General features: G+C 69.4%; 26 protein-coding genes. 5 read left to right on the top strand and 21 right to left on the bottom strand.

All coding sequences use genetic code 11. The features are described 5' to 3' along the window. Positions 1-124 precede the first annotated feature (124 nt). A complete protein-coding gene (locus tag ACWEOO_RS40375; protein WP_359935613.1) occupies positions 125-976 on the bottom strand; it encodes a helix-turn-helix transcriptional regulator in 852 nt (283 codons plus the stop codon). Between the two features lie 101 nt (positions 977-1077). On the opposite strand from ACWEOO_RS40375, the gene ACWEOO_RS40370 reads away from it, so the two are divergent. Then, positions 1078-2523: an MFS transporter gene (locus ACWEOO_RS40370; protein WP_452147560.1), complete on the top strand. Its 1446-nt coding sequence runs from the start codon at positions 1078-1080 to the stop codon at positions 2521-2523. Here ACWEOO_RS40370 and ACWEOO_RS40365 read toward each other — a convergent pair. From ACWEOO_RS40365 to ACWEOO_RS40355, 3 genes are read right to left on the bottom strand one after another with little or no spacing between them, the layout of a single operon-like run. Next, positions 2486-3250, bottom strand: a complete 765-nt coding sequence (locus ACWEOO_RS40365) for a pentapeptide repeat-containing protein (RefSeq protein WP_452147559.1) — start codon at positions 3248-3250, stop codon at positions 2486-2488. The genes ACWEOO_RS40370 and ACWEOO_RS40365 overlap by 38 nt on opposite strands. Then, positions 3234-4355, bottom strand: a complete 1122-nt coding sequence (prfB, locus tag ACWEOO_RS40360; protein WP_359935607.1) for a peptide chain release factor 2 — start codon at positions 4353-4355, stop codon at positions 3234-3236. Before prfB ends, ACWEOO_RS40365 begins: the two co-directional genes overlap by 17 nt. Before the next feature lie 16 nt (positions 4356-4371). After that, complete coding sequence (locus ACWEOO_RS40355; RefSeq protein ID WP_452147558.1) at positions 4372-4983, bottom strand: TetR/AcrR family transcriptional regulator; 612 nt, start codon at positions 4981-4983, stop codon at positions 4372-4374. Positions 4984-5053: 70 nt separating this feature from the next. On the opposite strand from ACWEOO_RS40355, the gene ACWEOO_RS40350 reads away from it, so the two are divergent. After that, positions 5054-5854, top strand: a complete 801-nt coding sequence (locus tag ACWEOO_RS40350) for a hypothetical protein (RefSeq protein WP_452147557.1) — start codon at positions 5054-5056, stop codon at positions 5852-5854. A gap of 18 nt (positions 5855-5872) precedes the next feature. Here the strand turns inward: ACWEOO_RS40350 and ACWEOO_RS40345 are convergent, their stop codons facing one another. The 7 genes from ACWEOO_RS40345 to ACWEOO_RS40315 are packed head-to-tail and all read right to left on the bottom strand — an operon-like array spanning position 5873 to position 10421. After that, complete coding sequence (locus ACWEOO_RS40345) at positions 5873-6304, bottom strand: pilus assembly protein TadG-related protein (RefSeq protein WP_452147556.1); 432 nt, start codon at positions 6302-6304, stop codon at positions 5873-5875. Further along, entirely contained in the window at positions 6301-6750 is a 450-nt protein-coding gene (locus tag ACWEOO_RS40340; protein WP_452147555.1) for a TadE/TadG family type IV pilus assembly protein, read from the bottom strand. Before ACWEOO_RS40340 ends, ACWEOO_RS40345 begins: the two co-directional genes overlap by 4 nt. Next, entirely contained in the window at positions 6747-7133 is a 387-nt protein-coding gene (locus ACWEOO_RS40335) for a TadE/TadG family type IV pilus assembly protein (protein ID WP_452147554.1), read from the bottom strand. Before ACWEOO_RS40335 ends, ACWEOO_RS40340 begins: the two co-directional genes overlap by 4 nt. Then, positions 7134-7331 carry a hypothetical protein gene (locus tag ACWEOO_RS40330; protein WP_355696944.1) on the bottom strand — a complete coding sequence of 66 codons (198 nt, stop codon included), beginning with the start codon at positions 7329-7331 and terminating at the stop codon, positions 7134-7136. It lies immediately after the preceding gene. A 14-nt stretch (positions 7332-7345) separates the two neighbouring features. Next, on the bottom strand, positions 7346-8284 hold the full coding sequence (locus ACWEOO_RS40325) for a type II secretion system F family protein (RefSeq protein WP_359935594.1): 939 nt from the start codon (positions 8282-8284) through the stop codon (positions 7346-7348). Beyond that, positions 8281-9141, bottom strand: a complete 861-nt coding sequence (locus ACWEOO_RS40320; RefSeq protein WP_452147553.1) for a type II secretion system F family protein — start codon at positions 9139-9141, stop codon at positions 8281-8283. The genes ACWEOO_RS40325 and ACWEOO_RS40320 overlap by 4 nt, the downstream gene beginning before the upstream one ends. Further along, on the bottom strand, positions 9141-10421 hold the full coding sequence (locus tag ACWEOO_RS40315) for a CpaF family protein (protein ID WP_452147552.1): 1281 nt from the start codon (positions 10419-10421) through the stop codon (positions 9141-9143). The genes ACWEOO_RS40320 and ACWEOO_RS40315 overlap by 1 nt, the downstream gene beginning before the upstream one ends. Positions 10422-10778: 357 nt before the next feature. On the opposite strand from ACWEOO_RS40315, the gene ACWEOO_RS40310 reads away from it, so the two are divergent. Further along, on the top strand, positions 10779-11177 hold the full coding sequence (locus ACWEOO_RS40310) for a hypothetical protein (RefSeq protein WP_452147551.1): 399 nt from the start codon (positions 10779-10781) through the stop codon (positions 11175-11177). Positions 11178-11313: 136 nt separating this feature from the next. Here the strand turns inward: ACWEOO_RS40310 and ACWEOO_RS40305 are convergent, their stop codons facing one another. Continuing rightward, a complete protein-coding gene (locus tag ACWEOO_RS40305) occupies positions 11314-12057 on the bottom strand; it encodes a GntR family transcriptional regulator (RefSeq protein ID WP_355696932.1) in 744 nt (247 codons plus the stop codon). Positions 12058-12304: 247 nt separating this feature from the next. Between ACWEOO_RS40305 and ACWEOO_RS40300 the strand changes: the two genes are divergently transcribed. Next, positions 12305-13306 carry a Gfo/Idh/MocA family protein gene (locus ACWEOO_RS40300; protein ID WP_452147550.1) on the top strand — a complete coding sequence of 334 codons (1002 nt, stop codon included), beginning with the start codon at positions 12305-12307 and terminating at the stop codon, positions 13304-13306. Here the strand turns inward: ACWEOO_RS40300 and ACWEOO_RS40295 are convergent. Next, entirely contained in the window at positions 13261-14004 is a 744-nt protein-coding gene (locus ACWEOO_RS40295; RefSeq protein WP_452147549.1) for a CTP synthase C-terminal region-related (seleno)protein, read from the bottom strand. The two genes, ACWEOO_RS40300 and ACWEOO_RS40295, sit on opposite strands and share 46 nt — an antisense overlap. A gap of 76 nt (positions 14005-14080) precedes the next feature. On the opposite strand from ACWEOO_RS40295, the gene ACWEOO_RS40290 reads away from it, so the two are divergent. Further along, the gene (locus ACWEOO_RS40290; protein WP_452147548.1) at positions 14081-15133 is read left to right on the top strand and encodes a LysR family transcriptional regulator; all 1053 of its coding nucleotides are present in this window, start codon (positions 14081-14083) and stop codon (positions 15131-15133) included. Here the strand turns inward: ACWEOO_RS40290 and ACWEOO_RS40285 are convergent. From ACWEOO_RS40285 to iolB, 8 genes are all read right to left on the bottom strand, one after another. Further along, positions 15105-16607, bottom strand: coding sequence for a CoA-acylating methylmalonate-semialdehyde dehydrogenase (locus ACWEOO_RS40285; RefSeq protein WP_452147547.1), 1503 nt, complete (start codon positions 16605-16607; stop codon positions 15105-15107). The two genes, ACWEOO_RS40290 and ACWEOO_RS40285, sit on opposite strands and share 29 nt — an antisense overlap. Positions 16608-16661: 54 nt before the next feature. Continuing rightward, positions 16662-17741, bottom strand: coding sequence for a Gfo/Idh/MocA family protein (locus tag ACWEOO_RS40280; RefSeq protein WP_452147546.1), 1080 nt, complete (start codon positions 17739-17741; stop codon positions 16662-16664). Next, positions 17738-18646, bottom strand: coding sequence for an ATP-binding cassette domain-containing protein (locus tag ACWEOO_RS40275; protein WP_452147545.1), 909 nt, complete (start codon positions 18644-18646; stop codon positions 17738-17740). Before ACWEOO_RS40275 ends, ACWEOO_RS40280 begins: the two co-directional genes overlap by 4 nt. Continuing rightward, on the bottom strand, positions 18643-19689 hold the full coding sequence (locus ACWEOO_RS40270) for an ABC transporter permease (RefSeq protein WP_359935572.1): 1047 nt from the start codon (positions 19687-19689) through the stop codon (positions 18643-18645). Before ACWEOO_RS40270 ends, ACWEOO_RS40275 begins: the two co-directional genes overlap by 4 nt. Positions 19690-19698: 9 nt before the next feature. Beyond that, positions 19699-20694: a sugar ABC transporter substrate-binding protein gene (locus ACWEOO_RS40265; RefSeq protein ID WP_452147544.1), complete on the bottom strand. Its 996-nt coding sequence runs from the start codon at positions 20692-20694 to the stop codon at positions 19699-19701. An 82-nt stretch (positions 20695-20776) separates the two neighbouring features. Then, a complete protein-coding gene (locus ACWEOO_RS40260; protein ID WP_452147543.1) occupies positions 20777-21664 on the bottom strand; it encodes a sugar phosphate isomerase/epimerase family protein in 888 nt (295 codons plus the stop codon). Then, entirely contained in the window at positions 21664-23577 is a 1914-nt protein-coding gene (iolD, locus tag ACWEOO_RS40255) for a 3D-(3,5/4)-trihydroxycyclohexane-1,2-dione acylhydrolase (decyclizing) (RefSeq protein WP_452147542.1), read from the bottom strand. Before iolD ends, ACWEOO_RS40260 begins: the two co-directional genes overlap by 1 nt. Next, positions 23574-24473: a 5-deoxy-glucuronate isomerase gene (gene iolB / locus ACWEOO_RS40250; protein WP_452147541.1), complete on the bottom strand. Its 900-nt coding sequence runs from the start codon at positions 24471-24473 to the stop codon at positions 23574-23576. Before iolB ends, iolD begins: the two co-directional genes overlap by 4 nt. Positions 24474-24484 lie beyond the last annotated feature (11 nt).

Raw genomic sequence — 24484 nt, 5'->3', positions numbered from 1 at the left:
TCGCCCGAACCAACCCGATGCCGGCCGTAAGGCCCCTCACCACCCCTGGAATCCGGTCCACCTCACAAAGCCCCCCGGCCGCCCTGCCGGGCGGCCGGGGCCCCGGCCCGGCTGGCCCGCCCCGTCAGCCGGGCCGCACGCCGGCGATCCGGCGGAGTTTGGTCTCGGTCTCGTCGTCGAGGGCGGTGTAGACGGTGGCCCGGAGAGGGCCGAGCTGGGACAGCCAGAGGTTGATCGGCTCGATGCGCAGGATGCCGTGGCCGTCGACCTCGAGCATCTTCGTGCGGGTGCTGGGCGCGGCCACGTCGTACCGCTCCCAGAGCTCCGCGAAGTACGGCGAGCTGTTCAGCAGGCCGTGGATCAGCTCCTGCCAGAGCGCGTCGCCGAGGTGGTCGGCGGACGCGGCGCGGAAGGCCGCGACCATGTGGTGCTTGGTCGTTTCCCCGTCGACGAAACTGCACTTCCACTCGTCGGACACGAAGTTCAGCCAGAGCATGTTCCGCTCGTCGACCGGCACCTGGTCGAGGTCGAGGACCACCCGGCAGTACGCCGTGTTGAAGGCGAGGATGTCGTAGCGCTCGTTCAGCACCACCGCCGGGTACGGCGACACCGCGTCGAGGGTCTTCTGCACCGACGGAGGCAGCGCCGAGCACACGCCCTGCGTCGGCCCGAACCGCAACCCGGCCAGCCGGAACAGGTGACTGCGCTCCTGCCGGTCGAATCGCAGCGCCGTCGCGATCGCGTCCAGGACCTGCGCGGACACGTTGATGTCCCGGCCCTGCTCGAGCCACGTGTACCAGGTGACGCCGACCCCGGCGAGCAGCGCGACCTCCTCGCGCCGCAGCCCCGGCGTCCGGCGCCGGCCGCCCGGCGCGAACCCGACCTCGTCCGGCCGGATGCGTTCCCGCCGGCTGCGCAGGAACACGCCGAGCTCGCGGCGCTGGGCCGTTGCCGTTGTGTCGGAGGCGACTGTCATGCTTCCATCATGGACACCGGCCCAACCGGGTGCCAGGTGCTGTGAGTAATAGGATAAGCAGACTCTCACTACCAGGCTCGGAGCTCCGTCAGGCTGGACGCATGACAGACCAGCTCCAAGCCACCACTGTCCCGGTCGCCGCCCGATCACGGGCCGCGACAGGGCTCGGATCAGTGGCCCTCACCAGCCTGCTCTTCGGCTCGCTCCTGCCGATGCTCTCCTTCTTCATGGTCAACGTCTCGCTGCCGGCGATCGCGACGGACCTGCACGCGAACGCCGGCCAGCTCCAGCTCGTGGTCGGCTGCTACGGCATCGCGGTGGCCACGCTGCTCGTCGTCGGCGGGCGGCTCGGCGACAGCTTCGGGCGCCGGCGCCTGTTCCTGATCGGTCTCACCGGCTTCACCGTGTCCGCGCTGATCTGTGCGGTCGCGCCGACCATCGGCGTACTGCTGGCGGCTCGCATCGTGCAGGGCGTGTCCGGTGCCGCGATCACGCCGCAGGTGCTCGCGTCGATCACCAGCCTGCTCACCGGCGAGCGCCGGTCCCGCGGAATGGCCATGTTCGGGGTGGCCAACGGGATCGGCGCGGCCCTTGGCCAGATCCTCGGCGGCGTCCTGATCGAAGCCGACTTGTTCGGCCTCGGCTGGCGCGCGGTGTTCCTCGTCTTCGTCCCGGTGGGCGTCGTTGCGATCGCCATCGCGCTCCGCGTGCTCCCGGAAAGCAAGGCGGAGCAGGCGCACCGCGTCGACCTCGTCGGGGCCGCGCTACTCGCGCTCACCCTGGTACTGCTGCTCCTGCCGCTCACCGAAGGCAGGCCGCTCGGCTGGCCGCTGTGGACCTGGCTGAGCCTGGCTGCGGTGATTCCGGCGACCGCGCTCCTCGGCGTACACCAGCACCGCGCCGAGCGGTCCGGTCACGCCCCGCTGATCCCGCCGACGGTACTGCGCCTGCGCGCGATGCGGATCGGCCTGCTGCTGGCCGTCGGCTTCTTCAGCACGTTCGGCGGTTTCATGTTCTGTTTCGCCCTCGCGACGCAGGGCGAGGCACACATGACTCCGCTGGAGGGTGGGCTCAGCCTGCTGCCGCTGGCGATCGGCTTCCTGATCACCTCGATCTACGCGCCGCGCCTGCAGCAGCGGTACGGCGCTGGCCTCATCCTGCGCGGCTGGATCATTCAGGCGGTCGGGTATGCCCTGCTCGGCGTCGTTGCGCTGACCCTGTGGCCGCACGTCACCCCGATCACCATCGGTGCTCCGCTGCTGGTCGGCGGCATCGGCGCAGGCCTCGTCATGGTGCCTCTGATCGGCGTTGTGGTCGGGCAGGTTCCCCCGGCCCAAGCAGGCCTCGGCTCCGGCATCCTCCTGACCAGCCAGCAGACCTGCCTCGCTTTAGGCGCAGCCACCGTCGGTACGGCGTACTTGTCCCTAGCCGGCACCTCCTGGGGCCAGGGCGGCGCACTGGCGGCGGTAGCCATCGGAATCGCAGCAATCTCCCTGCTGATGACCCCGATCACGCACCAGTTGCGGACCAGTGGGAAGGGCGCGTAAGAGCTCGCGGGAGCTTCGTGAACTGGTCGCCGCGAGCGGCGTTGACCTGGGACTGCGTGAGAAACAAGGCACCTGTCAGGTCGGCGCCGCTCAGGTCGGTGTCCCGGAGGTCGGCGCCGATCAGGTCCGCCTGGCGTAAGTCGGCGTCGCGCAGGTCGGCGCCGATCAGGTAAGCGCCGCGCAAGTTGGCCTTCGCGAGGTCGGCGCGACGAAGGCGGGCTCCGATCAGGTCCGCGCCGCGGCGGTCCTTCCGCTTGGGTTGCTTGCCGCGGACGTGCCGGCTCGTCGTCAGGAGCAGCTCGTTGACCACGGCTCGCTCGGCCGCCACGTCGACGGCCGTGAGGTCCGCCGTACGGCACACGGCCTCGACCCTGTCGATCGCCGGCTGGGCGTCCGCGGTGTATTCGAGCGCTTCGGTGAGATACCAGAGCAGCTCGTGCAGCTGGCGCAGGATCGGAAGCGCGGCGAACATGTCCGGCCCCGGCTTCCCCATCCGCTGCGAGATCACCTGCCCCGCACCGAAGCAGTCGTAGACCGTGCAGCCCGTGAACCCCTCGGCCCGCAGCCGGCCGTGGATCGTGCAGCGGTGGTCGTCGCTCAGGTTCGGGCAGGCCTCACCGGCGGACTTGTCGATCGCAAAGTCCGCCGACTTGGTGAAGGTCAGCGCGATGCAGCACAGGCCGAAGCAGCTACCGCAGTCCGCCTGGAGCTCAGTTCTGCTCAGCAACCGTCTGGCCGGTGCGGCGCCAGCGGACGCCGGCCTCGATGAACTCGTCGATCTCACCGTCGAACACCCCGGAGGTGTTGCCCGACTCGTACTGCGTCCGCAGGTCCTTCACCATCTGGTACGGGTGCAGGACGTACGAGCGCATCTGGTCGCCCCACGAGCCGGCCACGTCGCCGCGCAGCGCGTCCAGCTGGGCCCGCTCCTCGGCCTTCTTCAGCGCGAGCAGCTTGGCCTTCAGGATGACCATCGCGCTGGCCTTGTTCTGCAGCTGGGACTTCTCGTTCTGGCAGGAGACCACGGTGCCGGTCGGGAGGTGCGTGATCCGGACCGCGGAGTCGGTGGTGTTGACGCTCTGACCACCCGGACCGGACGACCGGTACACGTCGATCCGCAGCTCTTCTTCCGGGACGTCGATCTCGTCGGTCTGCTCCAGCACCGGGACCACCTCGACGGCCGCGAACGACGTCTGCCGGCGGCCCTGGTTGTCGAACGGCGAGATCCGCACCAGACGGTGCGTCCCGGACTCGACACTCAGCGTGCCGTAGGCGTACGGCGCCTTGACCGCGAACGTGGTCGACTTGATACCGGCCTCTTCGGCGTACGACGTGTCGTAGACGTCGGTCGGGTAGCCGTGCCGCTCCGCCCAGCGCAGGTACATCCGCTGCAGCATCTCGGCGAAGTCCGCCGCGTCGACACCGCCCGCGCCGGAACGGATCGTGACGAGGGCCTCGCGCTCGTCGTACTCACCGGACAGCAGGGTGCGGACCTCGAGGGACTGGATCGACTTGGCGACCGACCCCAGCTCCTTCTCGGCCTCGGCCAGGCTGTCCGCGTCGTTCTCCTCGCGGCCCAGCTCGATCAGCACCCCGAGGTCGTCGAGCCGGCCGCGCAGCGCGGTCACCCGCTCGACGTCGGCCTGCAGGCTGGACAGTCGCGACGTCACCTTCTGCGCGTTCGCCTGGTCGTCCCAGAGGTCGGGCGCAGCGACCTGCTCGCCGAGCTCGTCGATCTCCTTGCGCAGCGCAGGGAGATCCATCACTTTCTCGATCGAGGTCATCGTCGCGTCGAGCTGCTTCAGCTCCGCGTCAAAATCCAGTCCAGCCACAACTAAGCAGCTTAGCTCAGGCGAGCCCACGACGAAGAACGGCGAAGACTTGGGCGATCGCCTGCTCCAGCGCCGCCTGGGCCTGGTCGAGCTCCACCGAGGACGCGTCGTCGGGCAGCACCGCCATCAATCGCTCCTCGAGAACCTTCTGCGCGGCGACGTACAGGGCCGCGATCAGACGGTTGCGCAGGTGGTCCGGCGACCGCTCGTCCAGCGCCTCGGTCAGGGTCACTTCCAGCTGGTCGGCGTTGAGTCTGCGCCGGGACTTCAGCGCCGCACTGTCGTCGATCGTGCGCACGAACTGCTTCCAGGTGGCCAGGTGCCCGACCGCGAGCCGGTCCCGCGTCTCCTTCAAGTACTGCGCCTCGAGCACGTCGACCGGATCCGCTGCTGGCGGCGCCTCGCGGATCGCGCGCGCCGGCCCCGCCCACCAGCCCGGCTCGTCGAAGAACAGGTCCTCCTTCGCCGGGAAGTGGTTGAACACCGTCTGTACGGCGACATCCGCGGCCCTCGCCACCTCGGCCACCGTGACCGCGTCGAAGCCGCGCTCGAGGAACAGCGTCGTGGCGACATCCGAGATGGCCTGCCGCGTCTGCTGCTTCTTGCGTTCCCGCCGCCCGAGCTCCATTGCCGGAACTGTAGCCGGTCTGCTTTACTGATTCCATTGTTGTAGTCACTACATTTTTGGAGCAAATCCAATGACTGTTCTCGTCACCGGCGGCCGCGGCGCGATCGCCCGTGCCGTCACCGCCGGCCTGATCGCGGCCGGGCAGGACGTCCGCGTCGCCAGCCGCGAGCCCTCCGCCCTCCCCTCCGCCGTCGCGTACGACCCTTCTGACCCCACCCCGGCGCTGCTCGACGTCAGCCAGGTCTTCCTGTACTCCGACCCGTCGACGGCACCCGCCTTCGTGGCCGCCGCCGAGGCCGCCGGTGTGAAACAGGTCGTCCTGCTGTCGTCGTTGTCGTCTCTGGGTGGACCCGACGACCCGCACGCGAAGACCGAGCAGGTCGTGGCGAACGCGTCGTACGCGACCACCCGGCTGCAGCCCGGCGCTTTCATGAGCAACGCGAAGTACTGGGCGTACCAGGTGCGCGCGACCGGTCAGATCCGGCTGCCCTACCTGGACGCTGAGGAGGCGCCGATCCACGAGCAGGACATCGCCGACGCCGCGCTCCGCGTGCTGCTCGACGGCCCGGGCAACGACCACGACGGCCGCGGGTATCCGATGACCGGACCGGAGTCGATGACGCGCCGGCACCAGATCGGGCTCGTCTCCCAGGTCACCGGCGTCCCGATCGAGGCCGTCGATCTGACCCCCGACGAGGCCCGCGCCGAGATGCAGATGCGCGACGAAGGACAGCGCGAAACCCTGCTGGCCTACTGGGCCTCCCGCGTCGGCTCGCCCGCCACGATCGAGCCCGGCGTCGAACTCCTCACTGGCCACACCGCCCGGCCCTTCACCACCTGGCTCGAGGACAACCCGGGCCTCTTCACCTGACGCTCGGGTGGGCCGGGCTCAGCGGATCGGGACGATGGCGGCGGCTTCGGAGGCGACGTCCGCCGTGCCCGGGAAGCCTGGTGGGCGGAACGGGAGCTCGGCGGTGGAGGTGAGCCGCACCGTCACCGTCGTCCCCTCGACGTCCACGGACCAGTCGAGATCGTCGAACCTGTTGCTCGCAGCAACATCGTCGAGATAGTCCGCGGTCAGCTGCCGTGCTTGGTCCGGATCGATCGCGGCATTGCCGCCCGCGCCCGGTTGGGCATACACCGCGGCGAGACCGTTCGCGGCCGCGAGCACCGCACCGTCGGCCGTGGCGTCCAGGTCGCGACGGACCAGGAACGCCTTCGAGATGTCCGTCACCACGACGATCATCATCAGCACGACCACGGTGAACCCGACGATCAGGACGGTCATCTGCCCGTCCTCGCCCCGCCGGCCGCGCCTCATCCGTCCCCCTTGGCCTGGCGGTAGTCACCGAACGACTCGGTGTGCGAGGCGCTGATCCGGATCGCCGGCGGTTCGCCGCCGAGCGCGTCCGGGATCAGCGGCAGCCGAACCTTGGTCTCCAGCGTCACCGTCACGGTCGACCCCGGCTGCAGGCAGACCGGGTCGCAGGAGATCGTGAGCTCGTCCGAGCCGAGCTCCATACCCTGGTCCTTCATCGCCAGCTGCGCGGCGTCGAACGCTCGAGCCCGGGCCTCCTCCTCGGACACACCGTCCGGCACGATCACGAAGGCTCGCCCGGCGGCGCGGGTCGCCGCGGTCGCGCCGTACGACGCCCGCTGGACGTCGAACACGCCGAGCATCATGTACACCAGCGGAACCATCAGCAGGATCGCCAGCCAGGAGAACTCCACGACGGCACTCCCACGCTCGTCCCGGCGGCGCCTCATTCGCCGGTCTCCTTCACGGCATGTCCCTCGACGGTGAACGAGATCCCCGGTCCCCACAGCCCGAGCGGCGGCATGTGCGCGTGGACGGTCACCTCGACCCCGGGCTGTCCGTCGATCTCGGTCTCCTCCGCGGACACCGAGTCGACGAGGCCGTCGGTCACCACACCGTCGATCAAGTCGCGGGTGCGTGCCTCTCCGTCCGCCGGTGCGCGGTTGAGCACGGCCGCGTAGTGCGCGCCTTCGGAGGCGGCGGCGGTCACGGTGTTGCGCACGTACAGGAACAGGCCGACCTGCAGGATGCCGAGGAACAGCGGGACCAGGATCGTCGAGACCAGAACGAAGTCGACGACCGCCGATCCCCGCTCATCACGAGCCCTCGGCATCTACTTGTTGGAGACCGACGACAACGCATCCTTGAGCATCGCGACGAGCTGGTCCTTGGCGAGCGTCCAGATCGCGACGACCAGGCCGGCCGTCATCACGGTGATCAGCACCCAGCCGGGCACGTCGCCGCGCTCCTTGTCAGCCGGACGCGGCTTCAGCAGCAACGTCAGGTACAGCCTCGTCAGGTACAGGGACATGACCTCTCCTCAGTTCATCCGGCGATCAGCCGGATTCCGACAGCGCCCGGGTAGAAGGCGAAAGCGATGGTCACCGGCAGGACCAGGAAGATCACCGGGATCATCATGGCGACCTCACGGCGGGCGCCGGACTCGATCAGCTCGCGGCGCCCGGCCTCCCGGATGTCACCGGCCTGCGCGCGCAGGACGTCGGCCAGCGGGGTGCCGCGCTCGAGCGCCACCGCCAGCCCGTCCGCGAAGCGCGAGAGCGCCAGCAACCCCGTCCGGTCCGCTAGCGCGTCGAGCGCGCGGACCAGTGTCTCTCCGGCCCTGGTCTCCGCCAGGACGCGTTTCAGCTCCTCGGCCAGCTCGCCACGGCATGCCCGGGCCACCCGGTCGAGAGCGGCCGCGGGGCCTTCGCCGGCGGCGACCGACAACGCCAGCAGCTCCGCCACGGTCGGCAGCTCGGCGAGCAGCCGGCGCTCGCGACGGCGGACCTGCGAGGTCAGATAGGTGTCGCGGGCAAGCACTCCGACCACCCCGAGGATCAGGCAGAACACCAGCAGACCGACCGGATTGCCGAGACCGAACGCGACCGAGACGATCGCGATCACCAGACCGCCGCCGAAGGCCAGCGTCCCCCAGAGCAGCTGCTCGATCCGGAACTCCTCGACCGTCCGCTCCAACCCGGCCCGCTGCAGCCGCCGGCGGATCGTGCCCGCGCCGCCGAGGATCCGCTCCAGCCGTTGCGCGGCCGACCGCAGCGAGGGCCCGAACAGCCGCAGGATCGCGTAGAACGGCGACCGTGAGTCCACCACGCCGACGAACACGTCCGGCGCGCCGAGATCCCGCAGGTACGGCGAGATCCGCTCGTCCACCGACGGCTTGCGCAGGAACGGCAACCGCAGCACGACGACCAGCAGGCCGACGCCGAGCAGCGCGCCGAGAAAACCACCGACCAGCACTGGGTTCATCGCAGCACCCGCTCCGGCTCGGGCAGCCGGCCGATCCGCAGCATCAACCGGTACGCGATCACGCAGACGATCGCGCCCGCGCCGATGACCACCGCGCCCAGGGGCGTGTTGTACCGCTGGATCACGTCGCCCTGGAACGACAACAACGCCAGCACCAGCCAGGGCGCCGCGACCGCGACCCGCGCGCCGTTGACGGACCACGACTGCCGGGACTCCAGCTCGGACCGGGTCCGCGCGTCGTCGCGCAGGAACGTCGACAACGACCGCAGCAGCCGGCCGAGGTCACCACCACCGACCTCGCGCGCGATCCGCAGCGCCTCGACGACACGGTCACCGACGGGGTCGGCCAGCCGCGCCTTCAACCGGTCGAGCGATTCCGCGAACCGCCCGGTCGACGCGTAGTCCGCACCGAACCGGCGGAACGACTCCCGCAGCGGCAGCGGTCCCCGCTCGCCGACCTGAGCCAAGGCCTCGGACAATGACAGGCCGGCGCGGACCGCGGAGGCGATGTTGTCCACCACGTCCGGCCACAGCTCGCGGAACTCGGCGATCCGCCGCCGGGCACGAGAACGCACCAGCGCGATCGGCAACCAGCCCGCCATCACCCCGAACACCACCCCGACCGGCAGTGCCTTGGACACCAGGAACATCAGCAGGAAGGCCGCCAGTCCAGTGATCGCACACGCGCCGATGAACGCGCCCGGCGTCAGGCCCTCGATCCCGGCACTCGCGAGCAGCTCCCGGCTCCTGCCGCGCAGCCGGCCGTCCGCGCCGGGCACCGCCTCGGCCGGCGCCACGAACGCCGCGATGATCAGCAGCAGACCGACGCCGAAGAACATCCCGATCAGCAGCCCCATCAGCCGGCCGCCCCACGTGGCAGCTCGGTGAGCAGCCCGGCCACGTTGTACCCCGCCTGCTGGAAACGCTCCGGGTGCGGCAGATGCCCCTCGGCGCGGCGCAGGTAACCGTCGTACGTCCCGAAGATGGTCTCGGTCTCGATCGCCTGCTCCTCGACCCGTCCGGTGACGGCCACGATCTCCCGCACCCGCCGGTGCCCGTCGGCCGCGATGCCGAGGTGCACGACGAGGTCGACGCAGCCGGCGACCGTCGGCAGCACGAACCGGGAGCCGATGTTCTCACCGGCCAGCAGCGGCAGCGTGCACATCTTGGTCAGCGCCTCGCGCGCCGAGTTCGCATGGATGGTGCACATGCCGGGGAGGCCGCTGTTCAGCGCGAGCAGCAGGTCGAGGCACTCCTCGCCGCGGACCTCGCCGACGATCACCCGGGACGGCCGCATCCGCAGCGACTCCTTCACCAGGTCGCGCAGCCGCACCTCGCCGGTGCCTTCCAGACCGGCCTGCCGGGTCTGCATCGACACCCAGTCGGGGATCGGCAGCTTGATCTCGAAGACCTCCTCGCAGCTGATCACCCGCTCGCTGCCGGGGATCGAACCGGCCAGGGCGTTCAGCATCGTGGTCTTGCCGGCCTGCGTGCCGCCGGAGACCAGCACATTGAGGCCGACGGCAACGGATGCCTCGAGCACCGCGGCCGCGTGCGGTGTCAGCGAGCCGAGCTGGACCAGGTCGCTGATCCGGGTCGCGCGGACGGTGAACTTGCGGATGTTGATCGCCGCATACCGCTGGGTGATGCCGCCGAGGACGATGTGGACGCGGCTCCCGTCCGGCAGCCGGGCGTCGGTGAACGGCTGCGAGACGTCGATCCGGCGGCCGGTGGTCTTCAGCATCCGCTCGACCAGGTCGCCGACCTCCTCCTCGGTCAGCACGGTCGTGGTCAGCTCGTGCCGGCCCTCGCGGGCGATGAAGACCCGGCTGGGCTCGTTGATCCAGATCTCCTCGACCGACGGGTCGTCCAGATAACGCTGCAGCGGCCCGAAACCGGCGACGCGGTCGTGCACCTCCCGGCTGACCGCCTCCACGTCGCCGATCGGCGGCACCACGCCGGTCAGGCTGCGCTCGTCGTACTGCCGGACGACGGTGGCGACGATCGCGTTGACGGCGGCCGGGTCGCGGAGCGGGTCGATGCCTTCGCGGCGCACCACGTCGCGCACCTGGGCGTCGATCAGCTCGACGGCACCGCTCCAGCTCGCGCGATGCGTGTCGAGCCTGTCCGCTGTCATCGATCTCCCCGTGTGTGTCCCGTCTGGCGACCATGCTCGGTCACCCTGCGCGACCATCCTTGCAACCGTGGGGCACCGGGCGCCACTCGCGTCCGGCTGTCCTGTGGATAACCGTGACACGCCGATGGCTCACCGACCGTATCGATCGGGTCACGGGCAGGTCCAGGAAATTGCACCTTGTTGCAGTTCCGCCGGTAACAGAACCGCGACTCACGGCGTCGAAGCGGGTGAGAGGTCCTCGGGAGGGTGGGCTTTGACACGGTCGACGGATGATTTCGAGGACTTCGCCAGAGCGCGTACGCCGCAGCTGTACCGGCCACTTCTGACCTGGTTGCCCGCGGCATCCGTCGTGGCAAGGTGCTGCGACGCCGCCGGACCGCGTTGGCGGGCCTCTCCGGCGCGGCCGCCGTACTGACCACAGTCGGAGTCATCCTCAGCGGCAGCCAGGCGCTGCGGGTGCAACCGGCCACGCCGGCCGTCAGCCCACCTCCGACGCACAAGCCGGTGAAGCCGTCCTCGTCGGGACCCGTGACACCCGCAGAGACCCTGGCGACGCTGACCAGCCTGCTCCCGAACGGCCTCGCCCCGACCAGCTCTACGACGTCCGGCGGCTACGGCCTCGGTACCAACCAGGCCAGTGTGCTGCTGGACGACGGTGCCGGCGCCTCACTGCTGACGCTGAGCATCACGACCGCGGACGCGATCACCGACTGCACCCCGTTCCCGCCCGGCCCAACGGCACCCAGGTCAGCCTGACCAACTACAACGCCGCTAAGGAGAAGGGCGACCACACCCGTCCCAGTCCCCTGCTGACAGCCGCCCAGCTCACCCAGATGGCCCGCAGCACCCAATGGGTCTTCGCCGGTGCTGCGGACTGCACGTTTCCCGGGACTCAGCGGTGAACCAGCGTGTGCTCGAACGAGTAGCGGCTCGCCCGGTACAGGTGCGAGCCGTACTCGACCGGCTGGCCGTGGTCGTCGTACGTGATCCGCGTCGTCGCCAGCAGCGGTGAGCCGGGCTCTTCGGACAGCAGCCGCGCCTGCTCAGGCGTTGCCGGTATCGCGGAGATGGTCTGGTGCGCCACCTTCAGCCGGACGCCCTCGGCACGCAGCAGCTGGTAGAGCCCGCGCTCGGCGAGCGTGGCCGGATCGGTGTCCAGCATCTCCGGCGGCAGCCAGTTGCGCATCAGTGCGAGCGGCTCGCCATCCGCGCGCCGCAGTCGCTCCAGCCGCAGTACTCGGTCGCCCTGCTCGCACTGGAGTGCGGTGGCGACCTCTGCGGTCGCGGGCGAGATACCGAAGCGCAGGACCTCCGTTTCGGGCTTGCGGTGCGCTGCGGTGAGGTCGTCGTACAGGCTGGTCAGTTCGAGCGAACGCCGTACCTGGCCGGAGTTGCCGACCACCTGGGTGCCTACGCCGCGCTTGCGGACCAGGAGGCCCTGGTCGACCAGACGGGCGATCGCCTGGCGGACGGTGGGCCGGCTCAGCCCGTACGCCTCGGCCAGGTCCACCTCGTTGCTCAGCCGGGACCCGACGGGCAGGTCACCACCCTGGATGGCCGCCTCCAGCTGCTGCGCCAGCTGCACGTGCAACGGCGTACGGCTGTTCCGATCGACCTGGACCTGGACGGTGCTCATGGGGTCATCCTGAAGGCTGGACCGGAATCCGTCGACCCACCACCGGGATTTGATCAGACCTGCCGGATCGATGAACGTTGGGTGAACCGAGTCCGGATCACGGGCACGCGGTGTCCGGCGCCTGCGATCGTCAGGCAATATGGCACGTTCGCCGTCGGGACCTGGGACTACCCTTACCGGCGGAACACGCCCCTCGGACGCTCCCGCCGTACCGGATCCGGAACGGCCGACCATCGAAGGAGAAGGCATGGAACCGCTGCGGATCGGCATCCTCGGTGCCGCCCGGATCTCGGGCCGGGCCATCGTCGAGCCGGCCAAGCTGACCGGCGCCCGGCTGGTCGCGGTCGCCGCCCGCGACGCCGGCCGGGCCGAGGCCTTCGCCGCCGAGCACGGCGTCGAACGGGTCCATGCGTCGTACCAGCAACTGCTGGACGATCCGGAGATCGAAGCGATCTACAACCCGCTGGCCAACGGACTGCACGGCCCGTGGAACCTGCGGGCCATTGCTGCAGGCAAGCATGTGCTGACCGAGAAGCCGTCGGCCGCCAACGCCACCGAGGCCCGGCAGGTCCGCGACGCGGTGCACTCGTCCGGGCTGGTGTTCATGGAGGCGTTCCACTACGCGTACCACCCGGTGATGCGGCGGCTGCAGGAGCTGATCGCCAAGGGCGAGCTGGGCGACCTGCAGCATGTCGAGGCGGCGATGGTGATGCCTCCGCCGCCGGAGGACGACCCGCGCTGGTCGCTGTCGCTGGCCGGCGGCGCCGTGATGGACGTCGGCTGCTACGCGTTGCACGCGCAGCGGATGTTCGCGCAGTACGCCGGGGGCGCGCCGCGGCTGATCGGCGCCCGGGCCGGCGAGCGCAAGCGGATGCCCGGTGTCGACGAATGGCTGAACGCCGACGTGGAGTTCCCGAGCGGCGCGACCGGCGCGGTGCGGACCAGCATGGCGGCCGAGGACGTCGAGTTCAGCCTCAAGGTCGTCGGCAGCCGCGGCGAGGCGTTCGCCCCGTTCTTCGTGCTCCCGCAGAACGACGACCGCGTGATCGTGACGACCAAGGAGGACACCTGGGTCGAGCACCTCGGCACGCGGACGTCGTACACGTATCAGCTGGAGGCGTTCGCGAGCGCCGTCCGCAACGGCGCTCCGCTGCTCACCGACGCCGACGACGCGCTGGCCACGATGGAGCTCATCGACGCCTGCTACGTCGCAGCCGGCATGGAGCCGCGACCGGTCTCCACGATCTGATCGCCGCGGCCGGCGACCGCATGCGCGAACGCCTGGATGAACGGGTGCGGACGCCTGCCGTCGCCGGCCAACTCCGGCTGGAACAGCGTCGCCAGGTAGAACGGGTGACCGGGCAGCTCGGCGATGCGGGGTGCACCCTCATCGTCGTACCCGCTGAACACCATGCCGTGCTCACGGAGCAGGTCGAGCTTGCTGCTGTCCAGGCCGTAGGAGCAGTGGTATCGCTCCATTGAGCGCTCCACCCCGAGTAGCTCGGCCGCGCGAGTTCCTGGCTGCACCCGCACCGCGCCCTCGTGCCCGTCGAGCGAGCACTGCAGCGGCACGATGAGGAGGTCGTCGGCATCCGGCGTGCTCTCCCCATGCTGTACGCCGGTGGCGCCGCAGACGTCGCGCGCGAACTCGAGCATCGCGTGCTGGAACCCGCCACAGGTGCCGAGGAACGGGATGCCGCGCTCGCGGGCGATCCGGACCGCGGTGACCGCGCCGGCCTCGCTCCGGTACGGACTGCCGGGCAGCAGCCACACGCCGTCGAAGCCTTCCAGCGCGTCGTCCACCTCGTCGGTCGGGACCCAGTACACGTCGAGATCCAGGTGGTCGCGCTGCTCGAGCGCTGCGAGCAGACCAGGGATGCGGGCGTGCGAGCGGACGTGCGGCGAGCGGTCACCGACCAGGGCGAGACGACCGGAGTATGCGTTCATGCGTCCATCCTCAGGTTGACGCGTGCATCAGCGCCAACGATGATCTCTGCATGCTCGATCAGCGATACTGATGGGCGTGGATCCTCATCTGCTGCGGACGTTCGTCACCGTCGCCGAGTGCGGATCGTTCTCGGCTGCCGCCGCACGACTCGGCTATACGCAGAGCGCTGTGTCGCAGCACATCGCCGCGCTGGAAAGCGACCTCGGTACGCCACTGCTCCGCCGGCGGCCCGTGGAGCCGACACAGGCGGGTGAGCGCCTGCTCGAACACGCCGGCCCGATCCTGCTCCGGCTCGACGCCGCCCGCGCGGACGTCCGCCGTACGGTCGCGGATCCACCCAGCACCCTCACACTCGCCGCCTCACCGCTGGCTGCTGGGTCTCTCGGGGCCGTGTTGGCCGAAGTACGACGTGCATACCCCGGCACCGAGACCTCGCTGACCGTCTGCGGCCGCGAGGAGGTCGCCACCGGCGTCGCTGCCGGCACCTTCACCCTGGGCCTGACCGACGGCATAGCCACCCCCACCGACCCCCTCCGCCTGACCAACGCGGTCCAACTCCGCACCACCCCCATAGCCCACGAGCCCTTGGCCATAGCCCTCCCCCACAACCACCCCCTAGCCACCCGCACCACACACCCTGACGCGCACCCCAACCGAGCCCCAGTCGGCCATCGGGACCACGCCTCGAACGCCCAGCGGGACGACGCCTCGGCCCACCCGCCCAACCGGGCCTCAGCCGGCCGGCCCGACCTCGTCTCGTCCCGAGTGCGGCGCGGAGTGTCGCTTGGGGATTTGGCGGATGCCCGGTGGATCGACGCGCCAGACCTGGCCGCGCCGCTTCCGGCCTTGCGCGCCGCCGCCGGGTCCGACGCGCTCCGCCCGGCCTTCACCTACAACGGCACCGACCTCCACACACTGCTGAAGCTCATCGCCGCCGGGCACGGCCTCGCGGTCCTCCCCCAGTCAGCGGTGACACCAGACCTCGCAGCCGTCCCACTCACGACTCCGCGCCTGGTCCACCGCATCGAACTCCTCCACGGCCACCTCACCGAACCAGCAGCCGAAGCCCTGGCCCGTGCCCTCTCAGCGCCCGACCAGCTCAGTCGTGAGTCGGGAAGCCGAGGTTGATGCCGCCATGGGACGGGTCCAGCCAGCGTGACGTGACGACCTTGCCGCGGGTGAAGAAGTGCACGCCCTCGGTGCCGTGCGCGTGCGTGTCACCGAACAGCGAGTTCTTCCAGCCGCCGAACGAGTAGTACGCCATCGGCACCGGGATCGGGACGTTGATCCCGACCATGCCGACCTCGACCTCGTTCTGGAACCGTCGCGCCGCGCCACCGTCGTTGGTGAAGATCGCGGTCCCGTTCCCGTAGGGGTTCGAGTTCACCAGGTCGAGCGCATCGTCGTACGACGACGTCCGCAGCACCGACAGCACCGGCCCGAAGATCTCGTCGGTGTAGATCGGCATGTCCGGCGTCACCTTGTCGAACAGCGTCGGCCCCAGCCAGAACCCATCGGCCGCACCGTCGAAGTCGCCCGCGCGCCCGTCGACGACCAGCTCGGCACCGGCCTCGACCCCGGCCGTGACGTACCCGGCGACCTTGTCGCGGTGCTCGCCCGTCACCAGCGGACCCATGTCGCAGCTGCGCGTCCCGTCGCCGGTCTTCAGCTTGCCCATCCGCTCCTTGATCTTGCCGATCAGCTCGTCCGCGATCGGCTCGACCGCGACCAGCGCGGAGATCGCCATGCAGCGCTCACCAGCCGACCCGAAGCCGGCGTTCACGGCGGCGTCCGCGGCGAGGTCGAGATCCGCGTCCGGCAGCACGATCATGTGGTTCTTCGCGCCGCCGAGCGCCTGCACGCGCTTGCCGTTGCGGGTGGCGTTCTCGTAGACGTACTTCGCGATCGGCGTCGACCCGACGAACGACACCGACTTGATGTCGGGGTGCTCGAGCAGCCGGTCGACGGCTTCCTTGTCGCCGTGCACGACGTTCACCACGCCGTCCGGCAGGCCGGCCTCCTTCCACAGCTCGGCCATCGCGTTCGCCGCCGACGGGTCCTTCTCGGACGGCTTGATCACCACGCTGTTGCCGCAGGCGACCGCGATCGGAACGAACCACATCGGCACCATCGCCGGGAAGTTGAAGGGGGAGATCACCGCGCAGACACCGAGCGGCTGCCGGATCGAGTACACGTCGACCTTGGTCGAGACGCCCTCGCTGTACCCGCCCTTGAGCAGGTGCGGGATCCCGCAGGCGAACTCGATCACCTCGAGCCCGCGGGTCACCTCGCCGAGCGCGTCGGACAGCACCTTGCCGTGCTCGGCGGTGATCAGCTGCGCGATCCGGTCCTTGTCCCGGTTGACCAGCTCGCGGTACGCGAACAGGGTTTGTGCGCGCTTCGTCAACGAGGTCTGCGCCCAGGCCTTCGACGCCTCGTGAGCGACCTTGACGACCTCGTCGACCGTGCCGGCCGAGGCCAGGTCCAGCTCGCCGGTGACCTGGCCGGTCGCCGGGTTGTAGACCTTGCTGGTCCGCTCGGCCACACCGGTCCACGAGCTGCCGCCGACGAGGTGGGTGATGCGCTTGCTGTCAGTACTCACGATGTTTCCTCACTGCCGGGGGTGTTTCAGAATGCTGTCTCTGCTGCGGGCGACTCAGCCCAGAACCTTGGCGCGGTCGGCGAGCACGACGTCGACGGGTTTACTGGTGCTCAACGACTCCAGACCGGCCTCGCACACGGCGGCCGCCGCGTAGCCGTCCCAGGCACTCGGCCCGTCGGTCTCGCCGCGCGCCGTGGCGTCGACCCAGCGCTGCACCTCGATGTCGTACGCCTGCTCGAACCGGATCCGGAAGTCGGCCGGCATCGCGCCGCCCCACCGCGCGCCGGCCCGGGTGAAGACGCCGGACCCGAGGCCGATCGTCGCGCTTCCACGCTCGGCGACCGCCTCGCACCGGACCTCGTACCCGACCTGGAAGTTCACGAACACCTCCACGTCGGCCATCGCCCCGTTCGCCATCTCGAACACGGCCAGCTGCGGATCGAGCACGCCCTCGGCGACCAAACTCGTCGGCGTCGGGGTGTGCACGGTGATCCGGGTGATCTCCTCGCCGAACAGCCACCGGGCGATGTCCACTTCGTGCACCATCGAGTCCCGGACGATCATCTCGCTGCGGAACGTCGGCGCGGCCGACTTGTTCCGGTGCACGTTGTGCAGCAGCAAGGTCCGGCCGAGGTCACCCGAGTCGAGCAGCTCCTTCAGAGCGGCGTACTCAGGGTCGAAGCGGCGCATGAACCCGACCTGGATCAGCTGCCGGCCGAGCTTGTGCTCGGCCTCGACGACGCGCAACGCGGACGCCGCGTCCATCGTCAGCGGCTTCTCGCACAACACCGGTTTCGCGTGCTCCAGGCAGGCGAACAGTTGCTCCGCGTGCGCGAACCCCGGCGATGCCAGGATCACCGCGTCGATGTCGTCGGCCGCGATCAGGTCCATCGGGTCCTCGACGACGCGTACGGTCTCCGCGTACGCCGTACCGCCCGCATGCCTGGCACTGCTCTCGCGGGACTTCCCGCCGGCTGAGCCGTCCGACAACCGGGCGGCCAGCGCCTCCGCACGCGCCTGATCCGCGTCGGACACCGCGACCAGGCGTGCTCCGGCCGTCTTCCGTGCGATCCGCTCGGCATGGTCGGCGCCCATCACCCCCACGCCGACGATGCCGACCCGCAGCTCGTTCATGTCCCCGCCTGCCCCTTCTCCTCGTCGTCGGCCGCCGCCGCGTCCGTCGGCCGCCCCGCCTCCCCGTCAGGCGGTGCGACGACTACTCCAGGATCGATCTCCCGGAGCTCGTGACTCAATGCCTCGAGCTCGGAACCACCGGCCATCTCGGTCGTCAGCTGCTCCAGCGTGATGTCGGCCCGATGCGTGTCGAGCGCGACCCGGCCGAGCTTCAGCACGACGAAGTGGTTGCCGACCAGGTACGCGTGGTGCGGGTTGTGGGTGATGAAGATGACGCCGATCCCCGCGTCGCGCGCCCGCACGATGTACTTCAGCACCACGCCCGACTGGTTCACGCCGAGCGCCGCGGTGGGCTCGTCGAGGATCAGCACCTTGGCGCCGAAATGGATCGCACGGGCGATCGCCACGCACTGGCGCTGACCGCCGGACAGTTTGCCGACCGGCTGCTCGAGATCGGGGATCGAGATCCCCATCTTGGTCAGCTCCTCCTGCGCGATCCGCTTCATCCTCGTCGCGTCCAGCTGCCGGAACGGTCCCTTGGTGATCTCGTTACCGAGGAAGAAGTTCCGCCAGACCGACATCAGCGGCGCCAGCGCGAGGTCCTGGTAGACAGTCGCGATACCGCTGTCCAGCGACTCCCGCGGCGAACCGAAGTGCCGCTCCTCGCCGTTCACCGACATCCGGCCGGAGGTGTAGTCGTGCAGCCCGGCGATGATCTTGATCAGCGTCGACTTGCCCGCGCCGTTGTCACCCAGCACACAGGTGATCTCACCCTGCCGGACCGAGAGCGACACCCCGCGCAGCGCCTGGATGTTGCCGTAACTCTTGCCGACATCCTCGAGCAGCACGATCGGCGTGTTCGGGCTGGTCGCGGCATCGTCGGCGAAGGACTCCGTGGTGGTCATCGTGCCTCCGCCCGGTTCTTGACGACGAGATTGACGATGGTTGCCAGCAGCAACATGGCGCCCAGGAACGCCTTGAACCAGTCCGGGTTCCAGCCGGCGTACACCACGCCGAGCTGCACCATGCCGAAGATCAGCGCGCCGACGGCCCCTCCCACGACGGACCCGTACCCGCCGGTGAGCAGACAGCCGCCGACGACCGCCGCGATGATGTACAGGAACTCCTTGCCGACGCCCTCACCGGACTGCACCACGCCGTTCTGCACGAACAGTAGTTGCATCCCGGCGAACCAGGCGAAGAACCCGACCGTCATGAACAGGCCGATCTTGACCTTCTTCACCGGTACGCCGACGGCCCGGGCGGCCGCCGCGTCGCCGCCGGCAGCGAAGATCCAGTTGCCGATCTGGGTCTTCTGCAGCATCCAGGCCGCGATCGCGACGAAGACGATCCACCAGACGACGATGATCTTGATCGTCACGCCGCCGATCTTGAACTCCGACGCGAACACCGCCTTGGCCGCGTCGAACCCGTCCATGTCACTGATCGAGTTCGACGCGACGGCGCCGGAGGTGGCCCGGGTGACCGCGATGTTCAGGCCCTGCAGGATGAAGAACGTGCCCAGCGTCACCAGGAAGCTGGGCAGGCCCGTCCGCATCAGCAGCCAGCCGTTGAACAGCCCGATCGCCAACGAGAACGCCAGGGCAACGACGATGCCGACCCACACGTTCACACTGAACTGGTAGGCGAACAGGCCCGCGGTCAGGCCCGATGTCGTCACCGCGACACCGGCCGAGAGGTCGAACTCGCCGCCGATCATCAGCAGCGAGACCGGCACCGCCATCACACCGATCAGCGCGGCCTGGTACAGGATCGTGCCCGTGTTGTTGATGTCGCGGAACGGCGGCGCTGTGATCAGGAAGAACACCAGGATCACGGCCGCGCCGACGAGCGATCCGATCTCCGGCCGGCTGAGCAGCCGGGCGGCGAGGGACCGGGCGGAGACGCGGTCGTCCGCCGAGACGGGTGAGGTGATGGTCGATGCCATGGCGCTACCTCAGCGCGTCCCGGCTTCGGCGAACTTCTGCACGGCCGCGATGTTCGACTTGTCGATGAAGGCCGGTCCGGTCAGGGTCGCCTCGCCGCCGCCGATGGTGTTGCCGTTGGTCCGGTAGAGCCAGATCGCGTCGATCGCCAGGTAGCCCTGCAGGTACGGCTGCTGGTCGACGGCGAACTGCACGGTCCCGTCGGCGACGGCCTTGGCCATCTCCTTGCTCATGTCGAAGCTGCCGACCTTCGCCGACGAGCCTGCGTCCTTGGCCGCCTGAACCGCGGTCAGCGCGATGCCCGCGTTCAGCGCGACGACGTAGTCGGCTGTCTTGTCCGCCTGCAGTTTCGAGGTCAGGGTGGCCTGCGTACCGGGCTGGTCGGTGCCGTTGACGTTGACGTTCTCGACGTTGCCGAACTTGTCCTTGATGCCCTGGCAGCGGGCCTCCAGGCTGACATTGCCCTGCTCGTGGATGACGCAGATGACCTTCTTCGCGCCGAGCTGCTTGAGCTTCTCACCCGTCGCCTGGCCGGCGATCCGCTCGTCCTGGCCGAAGTACCCGAGCGCGCCGGTGGTCTTCCACTGGTCCAGCCCGCCGTTCAGGATCGTCACCGGGATGCCGGCCGCGATCGCCTTCTTCACGTTCGGGATCACGGCGTCGGGCTTGTTCAGCGTCACGGCGATCCCGTCGACCTTGGAGTCGATCGCGGTCTGCACCAGGTTCGCCTGGGCCGCACCGTCCGGGTCGGCGGAGTACTGCAGCTCGATGTTGTCCTTCTTCGCGGCCGCCTCGGCCCCGCGCCGGACGATGTCCCAGAAGGTGTCGCCAGGACCCGAGTGGGTGATCAGGGCAACCTTCATCCGCGGCGTGTCCGCGACGTTGCCGCCGCTGTCGCCGGAGCTCTCCTCCTTCTGCTTACCCCCGGAGGAGCTGCACGCGGCCAGAGCCGCGGCGAGCGCGACGGCCGCGACCGCCGCCATCGCCTTCTTCTGCCACCGAACCATGACTTGGTACCAGCCTTTCAGGTGTTCCGCGGCCACTCCGCGGACTTGCGTGGGACCCGAGAGTGTCACACTCCCGCGGCCGTCATCTCGATCCGCCACCCCCACATCGAGTGAGATACGCCAACGTCCGCGTCGCGATCGGCAGCGGTACGTCGGGAGCGCACGGGTACATGTCCTGCTCGACGATCGCGAACACGTCGGCGTCGAGCCCGGCCAGCGCGTCCAGCACCGGCGGCAGCTCGGGGACGCCGTTCGGCGGCTCGCACATCACGCCCCGCCGTACCGCTTCGTCGAAGCTCAGCCCGTCGACCTCGGCCAGGACCTTCGGATCCACCTGCTTCAGGTGGACGTAACCGATCCGGTCCGGGTACTTCCGGATCAACTCGAGGTTGTCGCCGCCGCAGTAGCTGATGTGGCCGGTGTCGAGGCACAGGTTCACGTAGGTGCTGTCGGTCTCCTCGAGGAGGCGTTCGACGGTGTCCTGCGTGTCAACATGCCCGTCCGCGTGCGGGTGGCACTGCGTCCGCAGCCCGAACTCCTCCGCCAGCCGGCGGCCCAGCTCCGTCACGGCCTCCCCGTGTCGCGCCTGCCCGTCGCGGTCGAGCCGCTCCTCGACGATCTCGCCGTCGTCGCCGCGCCACATCGACGGCATCACGACGAGATGCTGCGCGCCCATCGCGGCCGTCAGTTCGGCGGTCTTCACGACGTCGCGCCAGGTCGCGTCCCAGCCGTCGACGCGATGCAGCTGCTCGAACGTCGTACCCGCCGTCATCGTGAGGCCGCGCTTGTCGAGCTCGTCCTTCAGCCGGACCGGATCGGTCGGCAGGTAACCGTACGGACCGAGCTCGATCCGCGTGTACCCGGCCGCGGCGACCTCGTCGAGGAATCGGCTCCACGGGGTCTGCTGCGGGTCGTCGGCAAACCACACTCCCCATGAGTCCGGCGCCGTACCGATGTCGACTCTGCCCATCAGCGGTCTCCCTCGATAGGAGCCAGGTACGCCCGCTGGGCCTTCTTGCTCTCCTCGTAGGACGCGCTCGCGGCCTGCGTCGACTGCAGCTCCGACACCTCGCTGACCGGGACGTCCCACCAGGAGTCGCTGTCCGGACCGCCGATCAGCGGGTCCGTGGTGACGTGGATCGCGATCGGTCCCGTGGCCGCCTTCGCGGTCTGGATGGCCTTCTCCAGGTCGGGCCGGCTGTGCGCCTCGATCACCTCGACACCGAAGCTGCGCACGTTGGCCGCGAGGTCGACCGGCAGGTAGTCGCCGTCGAGCCTGCCGTCACCGGTGCGCTTGCGGTACGCCGTCCCGAACCGCTGCGACCCGAGGGACTCCGACAGCGCACCGATCGACGCGAAGCCGTGGTTCTGCACGAGGACCACGATGATCTTCAGGTTCTCCTGGACGGCTGTGGCCAGTTCGCTCGACATCATCAGGTACGACCCGTCGCCGACCAGGACGAACACGTCGCGATCCGGCGCGCCGAGCCGCACACCGAGCCCGCCGGCGATCTCGTATCCCATGCAGGAGAAGCCATATTCGACGTGGTATCCCTTCGGGTCGCGCGGCCGCCACAGCTTGTGGAGGTCACCCGGCATCGAGCCGGCCGCGCAGACAACCACATCAGACGCCGCCGACAATTCGTTGACGGCGCCGATCACCTCGCCCTGGGTCAGCAGTCCTTCGGCCAGTTTCCCGGTCACCTCGGCGGAGGGCCGGAAGACTGCGTCCACAGTTCCGTTCCAGTTCCTTGTGAGTTCCTGGGACTCGGCGGTGTACTTGGCATCCACGGACCACTCGCCGAGCGCGGATCCCAACGAAACAAGGGCTTCCCGCGCATCGGCCACCACCGGGAGGCCGGCATGTTTGTCACCGTCGAAGCGCGCCACATTGATGTTCAGGAAGCGGACCCGTGGATTCTGGAAGGCGGTCCGCGACGCCGTCGTGAAGTCGCTGTAGCGGGTGCCGATCCCGATCACGACGTCGGCGTCCCGGGCGAGCGCGTTGGCCGCCGTGGTCCCGGTGGACCCCACCGCACCCACCGCCTGCGGGTGGTCGTAGGGCAGAGATCCCTTCCCTGCTTGGGTTTCCGACACCGGGATGCCGGTGCGCTCGGCGAACTCGCGCAGCGCCTCCTCGGCGCCGGAGTAGTGCACACCGCCACCGGCGACGATCAGCGGTCGTTGCGCGGACCGTAGAAGATCTGCCGCCTTGTCGACAATTGATGCCTCGGGCAAGGGGCGCGCGACGTACCAGGTGCGCTCGGCGAAGAGCTCCTCCGGCCAGTCGTACGCCTCGGCCTGGACGTCCTGCGGCAGCGCCAGCGTCACGGCGCCGGTCTCGACCGGGTCGGTCAGCACGCGCATCGCGTTCATCAGCGCCGACGGCAACTGTTCGGGGCGCCAGATCCGATCGAAGTACTTCGACACCGGACGGAAGGCGTCGTTCACCGACACGTCACCGGCACCGAAGCTCTCCAGCTCCTGCAGCACGGGTGTTGCCACCCGGGTCGCGAACACGTCGGAAGGGAGGATCAGCACCGGCAGCCGGTTGATCGTCGCCAGAGCCGCGCCGGTCACCATGTTGGTCGAGCCCGGACCCACGCTTGCCGTGCAGGCGTAGGTCTGGAGCCGGTCACGGGTGCGGGCGAAGGCAGCAGCGGTGTGCACCATGGCCTGCTCGTTGCGGGCCAGGATGTACGGCAACGCCTTCGGGTCCTCGAGTTCGGATTGCAGCAACGCCTGGCCGAGCCCCGCCACGTTGCCGTGGCCGAAGATGCCCAGCGAGCCGGCGATCAGCCGCTGCCGGACACCGTCCCTCTCCGAGTACTGGACGCTCAGGAATCGCACCAGCGCCTGCGCGACCGTGAGACGCACCGTCATGAGTTTTCTCCTGTTTGTCCGAAAGGCAGGCGCGGATCGATATGTTGGGAGTTCCACAACTCGCGGACCCATGCGTGCTGCGGGTCGTCGGTGATCAGCCACTGGCGTTCGGTGCCGGGGCCGGCCATCACGTTCAGGTAGTACATGTCGTAGCCGGGCGGCGCCATCGCCGGACCGTGCCAGCCGTGCGGGACGAGGACGACGTCGCCGCTGCGGACCTCGGCCAGCACGTCGATCGGTCGCTCGTCGGTGCCGTAGACCCGCTGGTAGCCGATCGGGTCGTTGCCCTTGACACCTTCCGGGACGTCGTCGGACAGCTGCAGCTCGAAGTAGTAGATCTCCTCGAGCTCGCTCTCCTTCCCCGGCTTGTGCTCGTCGTGCTTGTGCGGCGGGTAGGACGACCAGTTCCCGGCCGGAGTGATCACCTCGCAGGCGATGATCGAGTCCGCGTCGAGCACCCCCGGCGTACCGAAGTTGCGGACCTGCCGGGACGCGACCCCGGCGCCCCGCAGTTCGGTCTCGACCTCTTCGACACCGATCCGCCGGAACGGGCGGTCCGTCGCGGCCTTCGCATGCGGGAACGCGATCCGCGCACCGCCGGCACTGACCACGGCGAAGGTCGAGTTGCGTGGCACGTAGGCCAGATCCGTCGCGCCCGCGAACACGTCGGCCCGACCGCCCAGCGGGACGGCCTCGCCGTCGATGATCACCTCCGCCGAGCCACTCAACGGAAGGACGATGTATTCACAGTCCCCGGTCTCGATCTCGACCGACTGCCCCGGCAGCAGATTCCGCACCAGCAGCCCGCTGTGATGCCACTCTGCCTCGCCCGGCCGCACCGCGAGCTCGAAGCCGTCGCTCGCCGCGGTCCCGGCCGGCCGAACCCATTCAGTCATCCCAACTGTCC

This window comes from Kribbella sp. NPDC004138, from assembly GCF_053603655.1.
The sequence above is the reverse complement of the archived record's forward strand: the minus strand, read 5'-3'. Positions and strand labels throughout refer to the sequence as shown.

Coding starts and splice junctions, on each gene's coding strand:
- iolB (WP_452147541.1), bottom strand. CDS start 24,473: ATGACTGAATGGGTTCGGCCGGCCGGGACCGCGGCGAGCGACGGCTTC.
- ACWEOO_RS40305 (WP_355696932.1), bottom strand. CDS start 12,057: ATGAGCACCGTCCAGGTCCAGGTCGATCGGAACAGCCGTACGCCGTTG.
- ACWEOO_RS40265 (WP_452147544.1), bottom strand. CDS start 20,694: ATGGTTCGGTGGCAGAAGAAGGCGATGGCGGCGGTCGCGGCCGTCGCG.
- ACWEOO_RS40345 (WP_452147556.1), bottom strand. CDS start 6,304: ATGAGGCGCGGCCGGCGGGGCGAGGACGGGCAGATGACCGTCCTGATC.
- ACWEOO_RS40340 (WP_452147555.1), bottom strand. CDS start 6,750: ATGAGGCGCCGCCGGGACGAGCGTGGGAGTGCCGTCGTGGAGTTCTCC.
- ACWEOO_RS40295 (WP_452147549.1), bottom strand. CDS start 14,004: ATGAACGCATACTCCGGTCGTCTCGCCCTGGTCGGTGACCGCTCGCCG.
- ACWEOO_RS40330 (WP_355696944.1), bottom strand. CDS start 7,331: ATGTCCCTGTACCTGACGAGGCTGTACCTGACGTTGCTGCTGAAGCCG.
- iolD (WP_452147542.1), bottom strand. CDS start 23,577: ATGACGGTGCGTCTCACGGTCGCGCAGGCGCTGGTGCGATTCCTGAGC.
- ACWEOO_RS40275 (WP_452147545.1), bottom strand. CDS start 18,646: ATGACCACCACGGAGTCCTTCGCCGACGATGCCGCGACCAGCCCGAAC.
- ACWEOO_RS40325 (WP_359935594.1), bottom strand. CDS start 8,284: ATGAACCCAGTGCTGGTCGGTGGTTTTCTCGGCGCGCTGCTCGGCGTC.
- ACWEOO_RS40300 (WP_452147550.1), top strand. CDS start 12,305: ATGGAACCGCTGCGGATCGGCATCCTCGGTGCCGCCCGGATCTCGGGC.
- ACWEOO_RS40320 (WP_452147553.1), bottom strand. CDS start 9,141: ATGGGGCTGCTGATCGGGATGTTCTTCGGCGTCGGTCTGCTGCTGATC.
- ACWEOO_RS40350 (WP_452147557.1), top strand. CDS start 5,054: ATGACTGTTCTCGTCACCGGCGGCCGCGGCGCGATCGCCCGTGCCGTC.
- ACWEOO_RS40260 (WP_452147543.1), bottom strand. CDS start 21,664: ATGGGCAGAGTCGACATCGGTACGGCGCCGGACTCATGGGGAGTGTGG.
- ACWEOO_RS40370 (WP_452147560.1), top strand. CDS start 1,078: ATGACAGACCAGCTCCAAGCCACCACTGTCCCGGTCGCCGCCCGATCA.
- ACWEOO_RS40335 (WP_452147554.1), bottom strand. CDS start 7,133: ATGCCGAGGGCTCGTGATGAGCGGGGATCGGCGGTCGTCGACTTCGTT.
- ACWEOO_RS40355 (WP_452147558.1), bottom strand. CDS start 4,983: ATGGAGCTCGGGCGGCGGGAACGCAAGAAGCAGCAGACGCGGCAGGCC.
- ACWEOO_RS40315 (WP_452147552.1), bottom strand. CDS start 10,421: ATGACAGCGGACAGGCTCGACACGCATCGCGCGAGCTGGAGCGGTGCC.
- ACWEOO_RS40280 (WP_452147546.1), bottom strand. CDS start 17,741: ATGAACGAGCTGCGGGTCGGCATCGTCGGCGTGGGGGTGATGGGCGCC.
- ACWEOO_RS40270 (WP_359935572.1), bottom strand. CDS start 19,689: ATGGCATCGACCATCACCTCACCCGTCTCGGCGGACGACCGCGTCTCC.
- ACWEOO_RS40375 (WP_359935613.1), bottom strand. CDS start 976: ATGACAGTCGCCTCCGACACAACGGCAACGGCCCAGCGCCGCGAGCTC.